The following is a 15880-nucleotide window of genomic DNA, read 5'->3' on the forward strand; positions in this document are numbered from 1 at the left end:
TGCGAGAATTTAGAATGTAAGAAGTTTGTTACAAGACTTGGGAAAGTGCTGTTAGAAAGTGTAATAAATTGTCGGGAAGCGTTGCCTGGTGTGTTAGGAGCTATGTGCCACACTTCCTATCTATTCGCTATTCTATGGTTGTTTGCATAGAAAGTAGCGAATAGAAGAGTGTGAACATAAAGGTCAGCTGGATTGTGTGGGCTCGGAATCAGAAAGCAATAAAGTGAGTCCATCAACCAGCTCAAATAGTTCAGGTTCGATATCACTGAGTGGTTTTTCTTGTTTTAATCCGGTTTCAATGGTTTCAGCCAATTTCTTCAGGGTTGGTACGCCAGTGTAACAACATGCCCCGTGAAACTTATGCACTACTTTGAGCAGCGTTGGGAGATCCTCTGCGTCTTGCGCAGACTCCAACTGCTGCAACGTTTCGGGTACGCTAGAAAGCAGCATGTTGAGCATCTCCAATGCTAAATCAGGTTTATTACCCGCTCGCTGTAACGCTAACCCCCAATCTAACATTTGGCTATTAAATGGCGGCACACTGTGCTGATGACTCTCGATATTTTTTTGTCTCGCGACTGGTGAAGATGCGCTATGGTCGCAAATAATTTGCTTGAGCATATCTTCATCTATGGGTTTAGTCATATAGTTACTAAAGCCATCTTTAAGCAGTTGCTCTTTTTCGCCAGCAAGTGCATGTGCGGTGACGGCGATAATAGGGGTATCCTCATTTAAGGACGAATCTCTTATGCTTCTACAGGCGCTTATACCATCCATTATGGGCATTTGAATATCCATAAATATCAGGTCGTATTTCCTTGATTTACATAAACTGACTGCTTGAGCACCATTGTGTGCGGTATCTATTGCCTCAACCTGTTCATCTAACAAAGTACAGATCAACTTTAAGTTAGCGTCGTTATCGTCCGCAACAAGCACTTTTAGTGGTAAACTTGTGGCTTCTATTTCGTTGGCACTCATGTCTGGGTGGTCTAAACGATAAGGGGCTGCAAGCATTTCGCATAACTTTCTGTGATTAAGTGGTTTGCTTAAACAAGCGTCAGCACCACTGCCAATAAGCGCCTCACGCATATTATGAGACACGGTATTAACCATCAAGTATAAGTAGTCTGCGGAGCCGCGAGCTTGCTTGATGTAACTCTTAACCGTCTGCATTTGATCGACGCTTGCCATAGAGCCGATTAGACAGATATCGTAATTAAAATCCTGCGCCAAGGCTGAATCAAACTCTTCTTCGGTGAGGCAACGAGTCACTTGCATATCCCATGCCTGTAGCTGGGCCATTACAGCGTAATGAGTATGCTCTTGCGGTTCGAAGTAAAGCACGCGCTTATTTTCCAGCGGCTTGCTTGGCAAATCGTCGTTGTAGAGACGATTTGGCAGGGCAAAGACGGCATTAAATGAGAAACAGGTACCATTTCCAGGTGCCGAGTTCAGAGTGATACGGCCATTCATCGCTTCAACAATATGCTTAGTGATGATAAGACCCAGACCTGTGCCGCCAAATTTACGGGTGATACTGGTATCGGCTTGAGCAAACGGCGTAAATAGCGCGTCTTGCTTATCCTGCGCAATACCGACCCCAGTATCGCTGACAGACACTAACAATGAGGATTGAGATTCATCCATCAAGCGATGGTTAATATCCACTTTGACTGAGCCTTTTTCCGTGAACTTGATGGCATTACTAATTAGATTGGTCAATACCTGTTTAAATCGTGTTGGGTCGCCAATTAAGTTGTCCGGCACCTGGCGATTAACAGAAATCGAAAACTCTAGCTGCTTGTCGTGGGCACTTGGCGCTAATAAGGTCATGACTTCATTAACTGCGTCGCGTAATTCAAACTGGATATTCTCCAGCTCCATAGCACCGGCTTCTAGTTTTGAGAAATCCAAGATGTCACTAATGATGGTAAGCAGGCTATTTGCGGATAGCTCTATGGTATCTAAATAATCTTTTTGGTGCTTATTTAATGGTGTTTTATAAAGTTGACGAGTAAAGCCAATGACCCCATTGAGCGGCGTTCTAAGTTCGTGACTCATCTTAGCCAAGAAATCCGATTTTACGCGGTTAGCGTCTTGTGCTTCTTTTTTGGCAATATTGAGCTGAATATTCTGCGTTTCATACTGCTCTAGGGTTTCGCGATAATCACTAGTTGCCTGATCAATGTGCTTTTGCATTTCGTCTTTTTGATTGGCCATCTTTCTGCCAATAACAATCAAGCCTTGGCGCAACAGCTCAAACTCACCCCGCATCGGCTCATTGATAGCGATGTCTTGTTTACCTTCGTTGAGTTTGTCTGTGGCTAAAATCAAACTGGCAATCGGTTTGGTCAGCATACGTGATAATCGCATGGCCAACATAACACTAAGTAAAAAGGAGAAAATAATAACAATAGCACTCAAGATCAGCGCGCGCTGCTGCGATATCAACGCTTGGTCTTTACTGATCTCTACAACTAAAACCGCGAGCGTAGCTGGCTCAGCACTATGCCAATCGGTTTTTTTGGCTAAATGGTTTTTAACTGGTGAATAAAACACAAAGGTATTTTTTAGTGTAGTAACTTCGGTGGTTTGTAGCTTTTGCACTTCACCAAAATAATGTAATTTGTCGAATTCACTATGATAATTACTGGTAAGAATAAGCTGATTTTGGTTATCAAACAGCGCGATACTTTTTACCAGAGGTGCGTGTTTATTGTGTGCTTGGCTTAAAATGCGGTGTAAATGCGCTTTATCTTGTTTTTCTATTGGGTATTCTACTGACATAGCCAGAGAATCTGCAATGCGATTTCCCTGACTTATCAGAATTTCCTCAAGCTCTACGTAGCGATTTATAGTAAAATAACCACCAAGTAGCAAGCCAACCAAAAGGGTTGGCAAAAGAGTGAGTAGTAAAATACTGTCACGCAGGTTTAATTTTGTCATAGGGTCAAAAAAGTGCAGAGAAATCTGTAACTAAGATTATCTTTTACCGACGTGATAAGCAAACAAATGAGGAACCCAATGGCACAGATTTTTCGTGCTAAGAAAGCTGCTAAGCCGTCAAAGCAAATAGAATTAAACATAGAGTCAATGGATCATCAGGGGCGAGGTGTTGCTCGTCATGAAGGTAAGGTCTGTTTTGTGGCTGGTGCCTTGACTGGTGAGCGAGTGAGAGTACAGGTTGTACAGGCCAAGTCTAAACTGTTGGAAGCGAAGATGACCAAAGTACTTAATGCCTCTAATGAGCGTGTTAAGCCGTTTTGCCCGCATTACCAGCAGTGTGGTGGTTGTAGCTTGCAGCATCAAAGTGTTGATGGTCAGCTCAATGAAAAGCAACATGCAGTTGAAAAACTTTTTGCGCGTTTTGCCAACATTAAACACTTACCTTGGCAAGCACCGATCACCTCTATGCCGCTTCATTATCGTCGTGCAGCTCGTTTGGCATGTATTTTTGATAAACAAAGCAAAAGCATGAAGTTAGGCTTTAGAGCAAGTCAGTCGAAGCAGATTATCGAAATAGCGCAGTGTGATGTATTGGTGTCGCCTTTTGATCGTATTGTTAACACGTTAAGTGCGCTTGCACAGTCGCTAAGTGAGTTTAGGCTGATCAGTCATATTCAGCTTTGTCAGGCCGACAACCATAACTATGTGTTGTGTCGTCATACGAAGCCACTGTCCGCTTCGACTCGCGAAACATTACAGAACGCGCTGGAAAATTGTCAGGTCCTGTTTGACGATGGCGAGACGCCAGTTGTGTACTCTCAGTTGCCTTTCTATCACCTTAATGAATTTGGCTTAACACTTGAGTTTAAATTGAACAACTTTATTCAAGTAAATCAATCTGTAAACGAAGCAATGCTGCGCCAAGCGACAGACTGGCTACAGCTGAGTAACGATGAAAGTGTGCTCGACCTTTTCTGTGGGGTGGGGAATTTCTCTTTGGTGCTCGCAAAACAAGCAAAAAATGTGATTGGTGTAGAAGGTGAAGCGCAATCGGTTGCAATGGCTCAGCAAAATGCGCAAACTAATCAAATCAGTAATGTTCAGTTTCACTGTTTTGATCTAACTCAGTCGATTACAGAAGCTGCTTGGTTCGACGCAAATCTGGATGTGTTGGTACTTGACCCATCAAGGCCTGGTGCACTTGAGGTTCTACAACAATTACCGTTGACGCAGTTTACCCGTATTTTATACGTGTCATGTGATCCTGTGACACTGGCGCGTGATGCTTTGGTAATAGCACAGGCAGGCTTTGAATTAGAGAAGCTTGGCTTAATGAATATGTTTGTCCACACGGGGCATATCGAAACCATGGCGCTGTTTAAAAAACAGTGTAAATAACCTGAGCTTTGAGGCCGTTATTGCCCGAGCATTAGGCTAGATAATTTACCCGAAAATGAGGCGGGTAAGTAATTTTAAGGAGGTATCAAAACATGGTTGCTACTCGGCAGTCGCATCAAACCACTTTGCCACTAGAGTTTGATGCGCGACTCACTATCTTAAACTTGTCAGAGGATCAAAGGGACTGGCTGCAAAAGGCCTATGAACTTTGTCCCGCGGATGAGTCAACGGAACATCTCAATAATGCCATCGAAATGGTAGAGATCCTTGCAGACTTAAATTTTGATAGCGAATCTTTAGCAACTGCGTTTTTAACTCCTTATTTTGTTGCTGGAAAGTTGTCCCTTGAGCAAGTAGAGGAAGCGCTTGGCAAAAATATCTCTCTGCTTTTAAGAGGGGTGGAGAATATGGACACCATTAGCACTTTGGCACACCAAAGCTCGGGTAAGGTACAAGTCGACAACATCCGCCGTATGTTACTCGCTATGGTGGAAGATGTGCGTGCCGTGGTGATTAAGCTTGCTGAGCAAATCTGCCATTTACGTGCGGTTAAGAAAGCATCGGAAGAAGAAAGAGTCGTTGCAGCAAAAGCCGCAGCCAATATTTTTGCGCCACTTGCGAACCGTTTGGGGATTGGCCAATTAAAATGGGAACTTGAAGATCTCTCGTTCCGTTATTTGCACCCGGATACGTATAAGTCTATTGCCAAGAAGCTTTCTGATAAACGCCTAGACCGCGAAGCTTATATGGAAAATATGGTTAATTCGGTGGCACAAAAACTTGCGGATGCAGGCATTAAAGCGCAGGTCTACGGTCGCCCTAAGCATATTTACAGCATTTATAAAAAAATGGCGCAGAAAAGCTATGAATTCGAACAGTTGTTCGACATTCGCGCGATGCGTGTGGTGGTAGATGAAATTCAAGATTGCTATGCCGCTTTGGGTATTGTGCACACCAGTTGGCGGCATTTAAACAAAGAGTTTGACGACTATATTGCTACGCCTAAGCAAAACGGCTATCAGTCTATCCACACCGTGGTATTTGGTCCTGAGGGCAAAACGGTAGAAATCCAAATTCGCACTGAGGCCATGCATCGAGATGCAGAGCTTGGAGTGGCGGCACATTGGATGTACAAAGAAGGTGCATTGCCGGGCAGAAACTCAGGATACGAGCAAAAAATTAGCTGGCTACGAAAACTGTTGCAGTGGCAAGAAGAAGTGGTAGATGGCAGTGAAATAGCAGATGAGCTGAAGAATCAGGTTGTCGAAGACCGTGTTTATGTATTCACGCCCAAGGGCGATATCTTTGATTTGCCGCTAGGCTCGACGCCACTCGACTTCGCATACTACATTCATTCCAATGTTGGACATCGCTGCATTGGTGCAAAAGTGTTTGGTAAAATAGTGCCTTTCACTTACACATTGCGCACAGGCGATCAGGTAGAAATTCTTACCCAGAAAAATGCTTCACCAAGTCGAGACTGGTTAAACCCGTCGCTGGGATATATTCATTCTTCAAGAGCGCGCAGTAAGATCCATCACTGGTTTAAGCAGCAAGATAGAGACAAAAATCTTCAAGCGGGTAAGGAAATTTTAGATAGTCATCTGCAAAAACTAGATATTACCTATAAAGATTTAGAACCCGCGATTGACCGTTTTAACTTTAAAGAGCTCGACGATTTAATGGTGGCGATTGGTGCCGGTGATATTCGTATCAACCAATTCCTGAACTATGTACAAGATAAACCTGATGATACACCTAAGTTAAAAATCTCCTCGCCAAAACACACTAAAGGCGACAAAAACGCCGTGGTCGTTGATGGGGTTGGCAGCTTGATGAGTCATATGGCGAAATGCTGTGAGCCGGTACCGGGCGATGAAATTGTGGGTTACATCACGCAAGGGCGAGGTATTGCTGTGCATCGCTCTGATTGTGAGTCGTTTGCTCATATTACGGATGTACATCCAGAGCGTGAGATTGCGGTCAGTTGGTCAGATGATGTTAAAGCGTCGTACGCCATTACATTAAAAATTGAAGCACACGACCGCCAAGGGCTGATCCGAGACATTAGCTCTGTGCTTGCCAATGAAAAAGTCAATGTGCTCAATATGAACGTACAAACACAAGACGATAAAAACGTAGCAGTATTTATGATGAAGGTAGAGGTGGACGACCTTTCTGCTATGCATCGCTTGCTGACTAAATTGATGCAAATCGAAGGTGTTTTTGATGCCAAACGACTCTAAGCCTTCTACAGCAACGGGGATAGAGCAGCTGCTAGAGATTATGTCGCAGCTGCGCGACCCAAGCACTGGATGCGACTGGGATAAAAAGCAAACCTTTAAAACCATTGTCCCTCATACGTTAGAAGAAGCACACGAAGTTGCCGATGCTATCGAGCAAGGCGACTTTGCTCACTTAAAAGAAGAGTTGGGGGACTTGCTGTTCCAAGTGATTTTTTATGCTCAGCTTGGAAAAGAGCAGGGGTTGTTTGATTTTGCTGACATAGTGCAAACTCTCAATAATAAATTGGTGAGACGTCACCCTCATGTATTTGAAAAGCAGAAAAGCTTAAGCGAAGCAGAGCTTGAGCAGCAATGGCACGCCATTAAACAGCAAGAAAAACAGGCACAAAAACAAGGGGCGTTCGCGGCAGATATTCCAAGCAGCTTGCCTGCATTATCAAAAGCCTACAAAATTCAAAAGCAAGCAGCCAAACTCGGATTTGACTGGCCAAGTTACCACGGCGCGTGGGATAAAGTACAAGAGGAAGTCGCAGAGGTGAGCGAGGCGCTGCAAGTTGATCCACGCTCTGAACATACGGCGGAAGAGGTGGGCGACTTGTTGTTTGCAACTGTGAATTTGAGCCGACATATAAAACGAGATCCGGAGCAGCTGCTACGCCAAGCTAATGAGAAATTTAAAAATCGCTTTGTGCAAGTTGAAGCCGTTTTGAATGAGTCCTCACTATCACTTAAAGATGCGAGTTTGGAGGAGATGGATGGTGCTTGGGAGACAGTGAAACGTCGTCACCGCAGTAAAAACAGAGACTGATTTTACGGTTTGTTCGTTACTTAAAACGACCTCCTGATAAAATATATTACCGTGCTAAGTCATTTTTAGCTGGAATGACTTAGGTGCTTTTGCTATACTATCGCCCCGTCTTGATTCTTATTTAAATTCCAATTTTCCTGAAATTTCTAGGGTTCGCATGAGTACAAAATTTATCTTCGTAACGGGCGGAGTAGTATCCTCCTTGGGTAAAGGTATTGCAGCTGCTTCTTTAGCCGCTATTTTAGAAGCACGTGGCTTGAAAGTAACGATTCTAAAGCTGGATCCTTACATCAATGTTGACCCTGGGACTATGAGCCCTATCCAACACGGTGAAGTATTCGTAACCGAAGACGGCGCGGAAACCGACCTTGATCTTGGTCACTACGAGCGTTTTATTCGCACTAAAATGACCAAGCGTAACAACTTTACACAGGGCCGTGTATTTGAAGACGTGTTGCGCAAAGAGCGTAGAGGTGAGTACTTAGGTGCCACTATTCAGGTTATTCCTCACATCACAAACGACATCAAGCGTCGCGTGCTTGAAGGCGCGGAAGGCCATGATGTTGCTATCGTAGAGATCGGTGGTACGGTTGGTGATATCGAGTCACAACCTTTCCTAGAGGCAATTCGTCAGCTAGGCACAGAGCTTGGTCGTGAGAGCGCTTTGTTTATGCACTTGACGCTAGTACCTTTCTTAGGCCCTGCGGGTGAAGTGAAAACTAAGCCAACTCAACACTCTGTGAAAGAGCTTCGTTCAATCGGTATTCAACCTGATATTTTGATCTGTCGTTCAGATCGTAAACTACCAGCGAACGAGCGCGCGAAGATTGCCCTATTCACTAATGTGGAAGAAAAAGCAGTTATCTCGCTACAAGACGTAGACAGTATTTATAAGATCCCTGCGCTATTGAAGTCGCAAGAGCTTGATAACATCATTTGTCGTCGTTTCTATCTTGAACGTCCGGAAGCGGATTTATCTGAGTGGGAACAAGTACTTTATCAAGAGTCAAACCCTACTGGTGAAGTGACAATTGGTATGGTTGGTAAATACATCGAATTACCGGACGCATATAAATCAGTTAACGAAGCATTGAAGCATGCTGGTTTGAAAAACCGTTTAACGGTGAATATTGAATATGTTGACTCTCAAGATATCGAGAGCAAAGGCACTGAGTTACTTGAACACCTTGATGCTATCTTAGTACCAGGTGGCTTTGGTAACCGTGGCGTTGAAGGTAAGATCTTAGCTGCAAAATATGCACGTGAAAACAAAGTACCATACCTAGGCATTTGTTTAGGGATGCAAGTTGCGTTAATCGAGTATGCGCGTAACGTTGCAGGTCTGACTGGTGCTAACTCAACTGAATTTGATCTTGAAAGCCCACACCCAGTAGTTGGTCTGATCACTGAGTGGTTAGATGCAGACGGTAAGATTGAAGTACGTGACCACGACTCTGATCTTGGTGGCACTATGCGTCTTGGCGCGCAGCTTTGCCACTTAAAAGAGGGCTCTAAGGTGCGTGAAGTATACGGTAATGCCGAAATCGTGGAGCGTCACCGTCACCGCTACGAAGTAAACAACAACTATGTTGCTGAGCTTGAAAAAGCGGGTCTGCAATTTACTGGTCTGTCAGAAGACAAGAAACTAGTTGAGATTATCGAGAATAAAGATCACCCTTGGTTTATCGCGGCTCAGTTCCACCCTGAGTTCACGTCAACGCCTCGTGATGGTCACCCATTATTTGAAGGCTTTGTTGCGGCGGCATACAGCCACCAAAAAGCATCTTCGTAATAAGAAAAAGCCGTGCTCTTGCACGGCTTTTTTGTTGCAGAAGGTTTTGCAATAGGCGCTAAGTGTAGTGTTTATCGCCAAACTTTTTCTTATCTGCCGGCGCGTCAATGTGATACGTGTAAATTCTTCACTTTGCGAAGCAACAGAGATAAGGCAAACTTTAAAGCGGGTTTATTGACCCTGAATTCGCCTGCGACAGAAGCAGTGCAACACACACCACTTTGGGAATAAGAGGAATCAAGATGTCAAAAATCGTTAGAGTGATTGGCCGTGAAGTTATGGACTCACGCGGTAACCCAACAGTAGAAGCGGACGTACACCTAGAGTCAGGTGCATGGGGCCGTGCATGTGCGCCATCAGGTGCATCTACGGGTACCCGTGAAGCACTAGAGCTACGTGACGGTGATAAGTCTCGTTACTTAGGTAAAGGTGTATTAACAGCGGTGAACTACGTAAATAACGAAATCGCGGCAGCACTTGAAGGTCAAAACGCGCTAGAGCAACGTGCAATCGACCAAATCATGTTGGACTTAGACGGCACTGAAAACAAAGAAAAACTAGGTGCGAATGCCATCCTTGCGGTATCTCTAGCAACAGCAAAAGCAGCTGCACAAGACAAAGGCGTGGCGCTATACGAGCATATCGCAGACATCAACGGTACAGCAGGTCAGTACTCAATGCCAGTTCCGATGATGAACATTATCAATGGTGGTGAGCACGCGGATAACAACGTTGATATTCAAGAGTTTATGGTTCAGCCTGTTGGCGCAAAGAGCTTCCGTGAAGCACTACGTATGGGTGCTGAGATCTTCCATAGCTTGAAAAACGTACTTAAGTCTCGTGGCCTGAACACTGCTGTTGGTGATGAAGGTGGTTTTGCTCCAGACCTTAAATCAAATGAAGAAGCGCTAGAAGTGATTGTTGAAGCGGTTGCAGCAGCTGGCTACGAAATGAACAAAGACGTAACACTAGCACTTGACTGTGCAGCGTCTGAGTTTTATGTCGATGGCAAGTATGACCTAAAGGGTGAAGGTAAAGCATTCGACTCGGAAGGTTTTGCAGACTTCTTGGCCGATCTTGCAGCACGTTACCCAATTGTATCAATCGAAGATGGCCTAGACGAAAGCGACTGGGCTGGCTGGAAAGTCCTAACAGATAAAATTGGCGATAAAGTTCAGCTAGTGGGTGATGATCTCTTTGTTACTAACACTAAGATTTTAAAGCGTGGCATTGAAGAAAGCATTGGTAACTCAATCTTGATTAAATTTAACCAGATTGGTTCACTGTCTGAAACGCTTGATGCTATTAAAATGGCGCAAGATGCTGGCTTTACTGCCGTTATTTCACACCGCTCTGGTGAAACTGAAGACGCTACCATTGCTGATTTAGCAGTGGCGACAGCGGCAGGTCAAATTAAGACAGGTTCACTTTGTCGTTCGGATCGTGTAGCTAAGTACAACCAGTTACTACGTATTGAAGAAGCGCTAGGTGAAAAAGCGGTATACAAAGGTCGTAGTGAAATCAAAGGTCAGTAATTAGCATTACTTGATGTATTGTAAAAAAACGCCAGTTTAGCTACTGGCGTTTTTTATTGCTAGCGGTCGTCGCCCCAAATCTCACAATTTGCTTGGCCATTTCTAAATGTCCAACAGACTTGAAGTGAATTACAAGCATCATCCATCGTTGCAGGACCATTACCTCCAGCAACAGCCGGCGTCATCTTAGTAGCAAGTGTTTTGTTCACACTAAGTTCTTTAATCGATTTTTTGTTGAACTTTAATTTCATTGTCGTCTCCTTCTATAAAAATATAAATGTTAACCAAATCTATACAAGATGTTGGTTGTGTTACATTTGTACTTTTTGTACAAAAAGTCAACAGTGTTTTTAAGCACCAAACTCTTGCGCTAATATCGATTGAGTGAAATTGATTTTCAAATAAAAACCTCTTGGCAAAGTTTGCACTATTTTACCGTTCGGCCCTATGGCGTCGGTGAGCGCTTTGGCATTTGCCGCCTTTGGCCTTATCTGCATGACTTCGCCAAGATGCCCTGAGATTTGCTCTACTTGACCCGTAGCGATTAACTCGATTTGCTCTTCCCAGTCTCTTTGTAACAACTGTTCTTGATGCGCATCCGGCCGCCATAAGAAGCCGTGTCCAATAACCCTATCTATTAAAGGAATTTCTCGTTCGGCTAATATGGGTAGCCAAAGAACGTGAGCTAATTTCTTTTTAACACTCGACGCTTCCCACGTTAATCCTGTTAACTGAGTCAGCGGCACGACAGAAACATAGGTGGTCTCTAGCGGTTTGCCTTGATAGCTTATTGGCAAAGTCTTGAGTTCAACGCCAATATGCTCAAAATCAGGCACAGGCTTTGAGCCCGCGGTGGCACCTAAGGCTGCTTCTATGAGTTGTCCTACCCAGCCTTTTTCTTTGAGCAAGTCGTGTGGTGTTTTAAACGAGAGCTGCTGAGCGAGTTCACCCAATGTTAAACCGGCTATGTTTTCAACGCGTTGCATAAGTTCGCCCACAGAGTGTGGTGGTGTAACTGGTGGCAAGCGATACTCCTGAGTCTATCCCTTAAAAACACGATTATAAAAGAAATCATGTGGTGAAGTAAGTTGGTTATTTTGCGCTCAACTTAAGTTCGGCTTGTTATTTCACCATATGGTTAAAGTAATAACTTTATTATCTATATGATAAATATGAAGTTATTTTTATTTTGCTACAGACGGAGTGGCTTGAAAATCTTATGGCTTTGGATAAATACAAGACTATAAACATAATTATCCACAGAATATGTGGAAAACCTGAGGTTTTAAGTGTGTAATTGTGGATTTGTTCGTAATTTGAACTGGAAAACACTTAGTTATGCACAAGTTGTGGGTAACTTGAGAGTATGCTGAGATAATTTAGGTATAGAATGGAATTAAATTTGCCGTGACGCGGGAGTTGTGGAACAATCATTAAAAATCGACTTATAAATGAGGCACTAAGGTGATTGATGCCGAAGGGTTTCGTGCCAATGTCGGAATAGTGATTTGTAATAATCAGGGGCAGGTTTTTTGGGCCCGTCGTTACGGACAACACTCTTGGCAATTTCCTCAAGGCGGAATAGATCAAGGGGAAACACCTGAGCAAACGATGTATCGTGAACTTCATGAAGAAGTTGGACTTAGGCCAGAAGATGTTGAAATAGTAGCAAGTTCTAAACATTGGTTACGTTACAAACTACCAAAAAGGTTAATTAGACGAGATTCAAGCCCAGTTTGTATCGGGCAAAAGCAGAAATGGTTTTTATTGAAACTTAGGTGTAAAGATGAAGACGTAGACTTATTACGTACGCATCACCCTGAGTTTGATGATTGGCGCTGGGTCAGCTATTGGTATCCAGTACGTCAAGTTGTATCGTTTAAGCGTGATGTCTATCGTCGAGTGATGAAGGAATTCGCTCCGTTTGCGATGCCATTTGGTAAACGTGAACAGCAAGGGCAAAAGGATTTCTGGCGCACAAAACGATAAAAATAGGAGCAGCAGGTGTTAGCAACGTTAAGATCGATTGCTGAGTCAGTGGCACAGCAAAGTGACCTACAAAGCGCGTTAAATTGCTTTGTTACTATGGTCAAAGATGCCATGCACACTGAATGCTGCTCAGTTTATTTTGCCGATTACAGTCAAGATAACTTTATCTTGATGGCAACGGATGGCTTAAACCCTGAAGCAATCGGAAAGTTCCGAATGGGATTTACCGAAGGCCTAGTCGGTCTTGTTGCCCAGCGTGAAGAGCCAATTAACGTTGCCCACGCCCAATCACACCCAAGATTCAAATTGTCACCTGAGGTTAATGAAGAAGGCTACAATGCTTTCTTGTCAGTGCCCGTTGTACATCAGCGTAAAGTACTTGGGGTTATTGTGGTGCAGCAAAAGATTGCTCGTGTATTTAGCCATGATGAAGAGTCCTTTCTTATTACGCTTTCAGCGCAATTGGCTTCACAGCTTGCCAACACCGAAATTCAAACTTTACTTCAACAAGATGCAAGCAGTCACAGAACCTCAGTGTTAAAAGGGGTATCGAGTGCACCAGGTATTGCCTTAGGTGATGGTTATGTGGTGTTACCCCATATTGATTTTGCGAGTATTGAACCGCAGCATAGTGACAATATTCAGCAGCAAATTCAGCTGTTTCATCAAGCGGTGGCCGCGACTCGGCAAGAGTTTCATATTTTAGCCAAAACTCTGAGTGATGATATTCCAAAAGAAGCGGTAGCTGTGTTTGAGGTTTACCAACAGCTTTTGGATGCCAAGAGTTTAGGTAAACAAGTTGAGTCTGAGATACAACAAGGCTGGAACGCAAAAACCGCGCTAAAGCTTGTTATCGAAAAGCTTGTGGCTCAGTTTGATATGATGAGTGACCCTTATATCAAAGAGCGTGCGATTGATGTTAATGATATTGGCCTGCGCGTGCTCCAACATTTAGTCTCGACTGAGCAAGCTGTTAAACACTATCCAGATAATACGATTCTAATCGCCCATACCTTGACCCCGACTATGTTAGCGCAAGTACCAAAAGAAAAGCTCAAAGGGGTAGTCAGTGTGCATGGCTCGGCCAACTCTCATGCTTCCATTCTGACTCGCGCGATGGGCGTCCCCGCTATTTGGGGCATAGAAGACATTCCATTATTACAGTTTGATGGTAAGTCCATGATCATGGATGCGTATTCTGGGCGGCTTTATATTTCGCCTTCGCAAATGTTGGTCAATGAGTACGTTGAAATCAAACGTAAAGACAACATTCTGCATGATAAGTTTGAAGCGGAACATGATTTGCCGCCTATTACACTCGATGGTGAGCGTATAAATTTACTCTTAAATGCTGGGCTCGATCTTTCGACCGAGACATTAAGCGCCAGTTATTGCGATGGCGTTGGTCTTTATCGTACTGAGTCTTGGTTTATGCAAAAAGGCCAATTCCCAACACAATCGGAGCAAGAAGTCTGGTATCGCGAGGTGCTATCACGTTATCACCCTGAGCCCGTAGTGATGCGGACTTTAGATATCGGTGGCGACAAAATTCTAGATTACTTTGATATCAAAGAAGAAAACCCTTTTTTAGGGTGGCGGGGCATTCGTGTATCGTTGGATCATCCCGAGCTTTTTTTGGATCAAATCAAAGCCATGATCAAAGCAAACGCGGGTCTTGGCAATTTACAGATCATGTTGCCTATGGTGGGCCATAGTGAGGAAATAGATGAAGCGATGGCACTCATTGAGCAGGCTTGTTTTGAGCTGCAAGACGAATGGGCTGATCCTTTTTATACCATTGATCGGCCAGAAATCGGCGTAATGCTTGAAGTACCGTCTAGCGTGTACTTGTTACCTGAGTGGTCGAAAAAAATCGATTTTTGCTCTGTGGGCAGTAATGATTTGACGCAATATTTATTAGCCGTTGATAGAACCAACGCACAAGTGGCGGATCTTTTTGACCCTTATCATCCCAGTGTATTGCGAGTGTTAAACCAGATTGCACAGCAGTGTGAATTACACGAGCTGCCTTTTAGCCTATGTGGAGAGTTAGGCGGTGAGCCTGAGGGAGCAATCTTGCTTATTGCAATGGGGTATCGCCGTTTGAGCATGAATATTTCATCACTGAACAAAGTGAAATGGGTGTTACGTAGATTGAGAGTAACGGATATGGAAGCTTTACTTGAAAATTGTTTAGCACAGCCGTCATCTAAGCAAGTGCGTCGAATTATTAAAGAATTTATGATTGAGCATCATTTTGCAGAATTACTCTATACCAGCCACCAAGCAAAGGGTGCTTCTTAAAGCTATTTACGCTACCATTACGGCGCTATAAGAATAAGAGCTTGTTGATGGAAACTATTATACTCATCGTTGTACTTTGCGCTTTGCTCGGCTGTGCAGTTGGCTTTTTGGCAGGTCTGCTTGGTATCGGCGGCGGGCTGCTGATAGTCCCTATTTTATCTGTCATCTTGACCAAATTTAATGTTATACCCACAGATCAAGTGGTGTTAGTTGCAATCGCGACGTCTCTCGCCTCCATTATTTTCACTTCGACATCTTCAGCCAAAGCGCATCATAAAAATGACAATGTTCCATGGCACATTGCTCCATGGGTGATGTTAGGTGTGGCAGTCGGCGCGTTGGGTAGTGGTTTTGCCGCAGTGATGTTGCCTGAAAAACTGGTCAGAATTATTTTTGTGGTTAGTGTTGTGGGCATTGCATTGAAAATGGCGTGGAGTTCCAGAAGACCGCCACAATCAACCAGAGTTATACCGCAAGGACCGATACTTGCGATGCTAACCTCGGTAACGGGGGCGCTGTCTGCAATGATTGGTATCGGCGGGGGAGCATTAATCGTCCCACTACTGACATTTTTCTCTGTTGATATGAAAAAAGCGATAGGATGTGCGTCTGCCAGTGGTATTGTTATCGCTATCTTTGGCTCCTTTGGCTATATCGCCTCTGGCAGCCAACATGTGGATATTGAACATGGATTTTTAGGTTTTGTCTATTTACCGGCTTTGTTTGGTATAGTGGCAACTTCATGGTTTATGGCGCCTATTGGTGCTAAAGCTACGCACCACTTACCAGTCACAACGATTAAGAAAGTGTTTGCGGCGTTACTCATTGTTATCGCTGGCAATATGTTAATGAATTAAGG

General features: G+C 43.9%; 11 protein-coding genes. 8 read left to right on the top strand and 3 right to left on the bottom strand.

The features are described from left to right. Window positions 1–183 precede the first annotated feature (183 nt). A complete protein-coding gene (barA, locus tag MHN30_RS02950) occupies window positions 184–2949 on the bottom strand; it encodes a two-component sensor histidine kinase BarA (RefSeq protein WP_130164514.1) in 2766 nt (921 codons plus the stop codon). Window positions 2950–3027: 78 nt separating this feature from the next. On the opposite strand from barA, the gene rlmD reads away from it, so the two are divergent. The 5 genes from rlmD to eno all read left to right on the top strand — a co-directional run bounded on the left by rlmD (window position 3028) and on the right by eno (window position 10728). Continuing rightward, on the top strand, window positions 3028–4347 hold the full coding sequence (gene rlmD / locus MHN30_RS02955; protein WP_239358096.1) for a 23S rRNA (uracil(1939)-C(5))-methyltransferase RlmD: 1320 nt from the start codon (window positions 3028–3030) through the stop codon (window positions 4345–4347). A gap of 92 nt (window positions 4348–4439) precedes the next feature. Then, entirely contained in the window at window positions 4440–6593 is a 2154-nt protein-coding gene (gene relA / locus MHN30_RS02960) for a GTP diphosphokinase (RefSeq protein WP_239358106.1), read from the top strand. After that, window positions 6577–7401: a nucleoside triphosphate pyrophosphohydrolase gene (gene mazG, locus MHN30_RS02965; protein ID WP_239358115.1), complete on the top strand. Its 825-nt coding sequence runs from the start codon at window positions 6577–6579 to the stop codon at window positions 7399–7401. The genes relA and mazG overlap by 17 nt, the downstream gene beginning before the upstream one ends. Before the next feature lie 157 nt (window positions 7402–7558). Further along, complete coding sequence (locus MHN30_RS02970; RefSeq protein WP_010369341.1) at window positions 7559–9193, top strand: CTP synthase; 1635 nt, start codon at window positions 7559–7561, stop codon at window positions 9191–9193. Window positions 9194–9435: 242 nt separating this feature from the next. Beyond that, complete coding sequence (eno, locus tag MHN30_RS02975) at window positions 9436–10728, top strand: phosphopyruvate hydratase (RefSeq protein WP_130164511.1); 1293 nt, start codon at window positions 9436–9438, stop codon at window positions 10726–10728. 59 nt (window positions 10729–10787) lie between these two features. Here the strand turns inward: eno and MHN30_RS02980 are convergent, their stop codons facing one another. Together MHN30_RS02980 and mutH are read right to left on the bottom strand one after the other, a co-directional pair. After that, window positions 10788–10979 carry a hypothetical protein gene (locus MHN30_RS02980; protein WP_010369334.1) on the bottom strand — a complete coding sequence of 64 codons (192 nt, stop codon included), beginning with the start codon at window positions 10977–10979 and terminating at the stop codon, window positions 10788–10790. Between the two features lie 99 nt (window positions 10980–11078). Further along, window positions 11079–11753, bottom strand: coding sequence for a DNA mismatch repair endonuclease MutH (gene mutH / locus MHN30_RS02985; protein ID WP_239358126.1), 675 nt, complete (start codon window positions 11751–11753; stop codon window positions 11079–11081). Window positions 11754–12192: 439 nt separating this feature from the next. Here mutH and rppH point away from each other — a divergent pair, with 439 nt between their 5' ends. From rppH to MHN30_RS03000, 3 genes are read left to right on the top strand one after another with little or no spacing between them, the layout of a single operon-like run. Then, window positions 12193–12717: an RNA pyrophosphohydrolase gene (rppH, locus tag MHN30_RS02990; protein WP_010369331.1), complete on the top strand. Its 525-nt coding sequence runs from the start codon at window positions 12193–12195 to the stop codon at window positions 12715–12717. Between the two features lie 15 nt (window positions 12718–12732). Beyond that, complete coding sequence (gene ptsP / locus MHN30_RS02995; protein WP_017218101.1) at window positions 12733–15021, top strand: phosphoenolpyruvate--protein phosphotransferase; 2289 nt, start codon at window positions 12733–12735, stop codon at window positions 15019–15021. A gap of 47 nt (window positions 15022–15068) precedes the next feature. Next, entirely contained in the window at window positions 15069–15878 is an 810-nt protein-coding gene (locus tag MHN30_RS03000; protein WP_010369329.1) for a sulfite exporter TauE/SafE family protein, read from the top strand. The last annotated feature ends 2 nt before the right edge of the window (window positions 15879–15880 follow it).

It is taken from the genome of Pseudoalteromonas sp. OF7H-1 (genome assembly GCF_022347825.1).
GTDB classification, from domain to species: Bacteria; Pseudomonadota; Gammaproteobacteria; order Enterobacterales; family Alteromonadaceae; genus Pseudoalteromonas; species Pseudoalteromonas maricaloris.

Bases quoted from the DNA above. Each gene is read 5' to 3' on its own strand.
- barA (WP_130164514.1), bottom strand. From the start codon at position 2,949: ATGACAAAATTAAACCTGCGTGACAGTATTTTACTACTCACTCTTTTG.
- rlmD (WP_239358096.1), top strand. From the start codon at position 3,028: ATGGCACAGATTTTTCGTGCTAAGAAAGCTGCTAAGCCGTCAAAGCAA.
- relA (WP_239358106.1), top strand. From the start codon at position 4,440: ATGGTTGCTACTCGGCAGTCGCATCAAACCACTTTGCCACTAGAGTTT.
- mazG (WP_239358115.1), top strand. From the start codon at position 6,577: ATGCCAAACGACTCTAAGCCTTCTACAGCAACGGGGATAGAGCAGCTG.
- MHN30_RS02970 (WP_010369341.1), top strand. From the start codon at position 7,559: ATGAGTACAAAATTTATCTTCGTAACGGGCGGAGTAGTATCCTCCTTG.
- eno (WP_130164511.1), top strand. From the start codon at position 9,436: ATGTCAAAAATCGTTAGAGTGATTGGCCGTGAAGTTATGGACTCACGC.
- MHN30_RS02980 (WP_010369334.1), bottom strand. From the start codon at position 10,979: ATGAAATTAAAGTTCAACAAAAAATCGATTAAAGAACTTAGTGTGAAC.
- MHN30_RS03000 (WP_010369329.1), top strand. From the start codon at position 15,069: ATGGAAACTATTATACTCATCGTTGTACTTTGCGCTTTGCTCGGCTGT.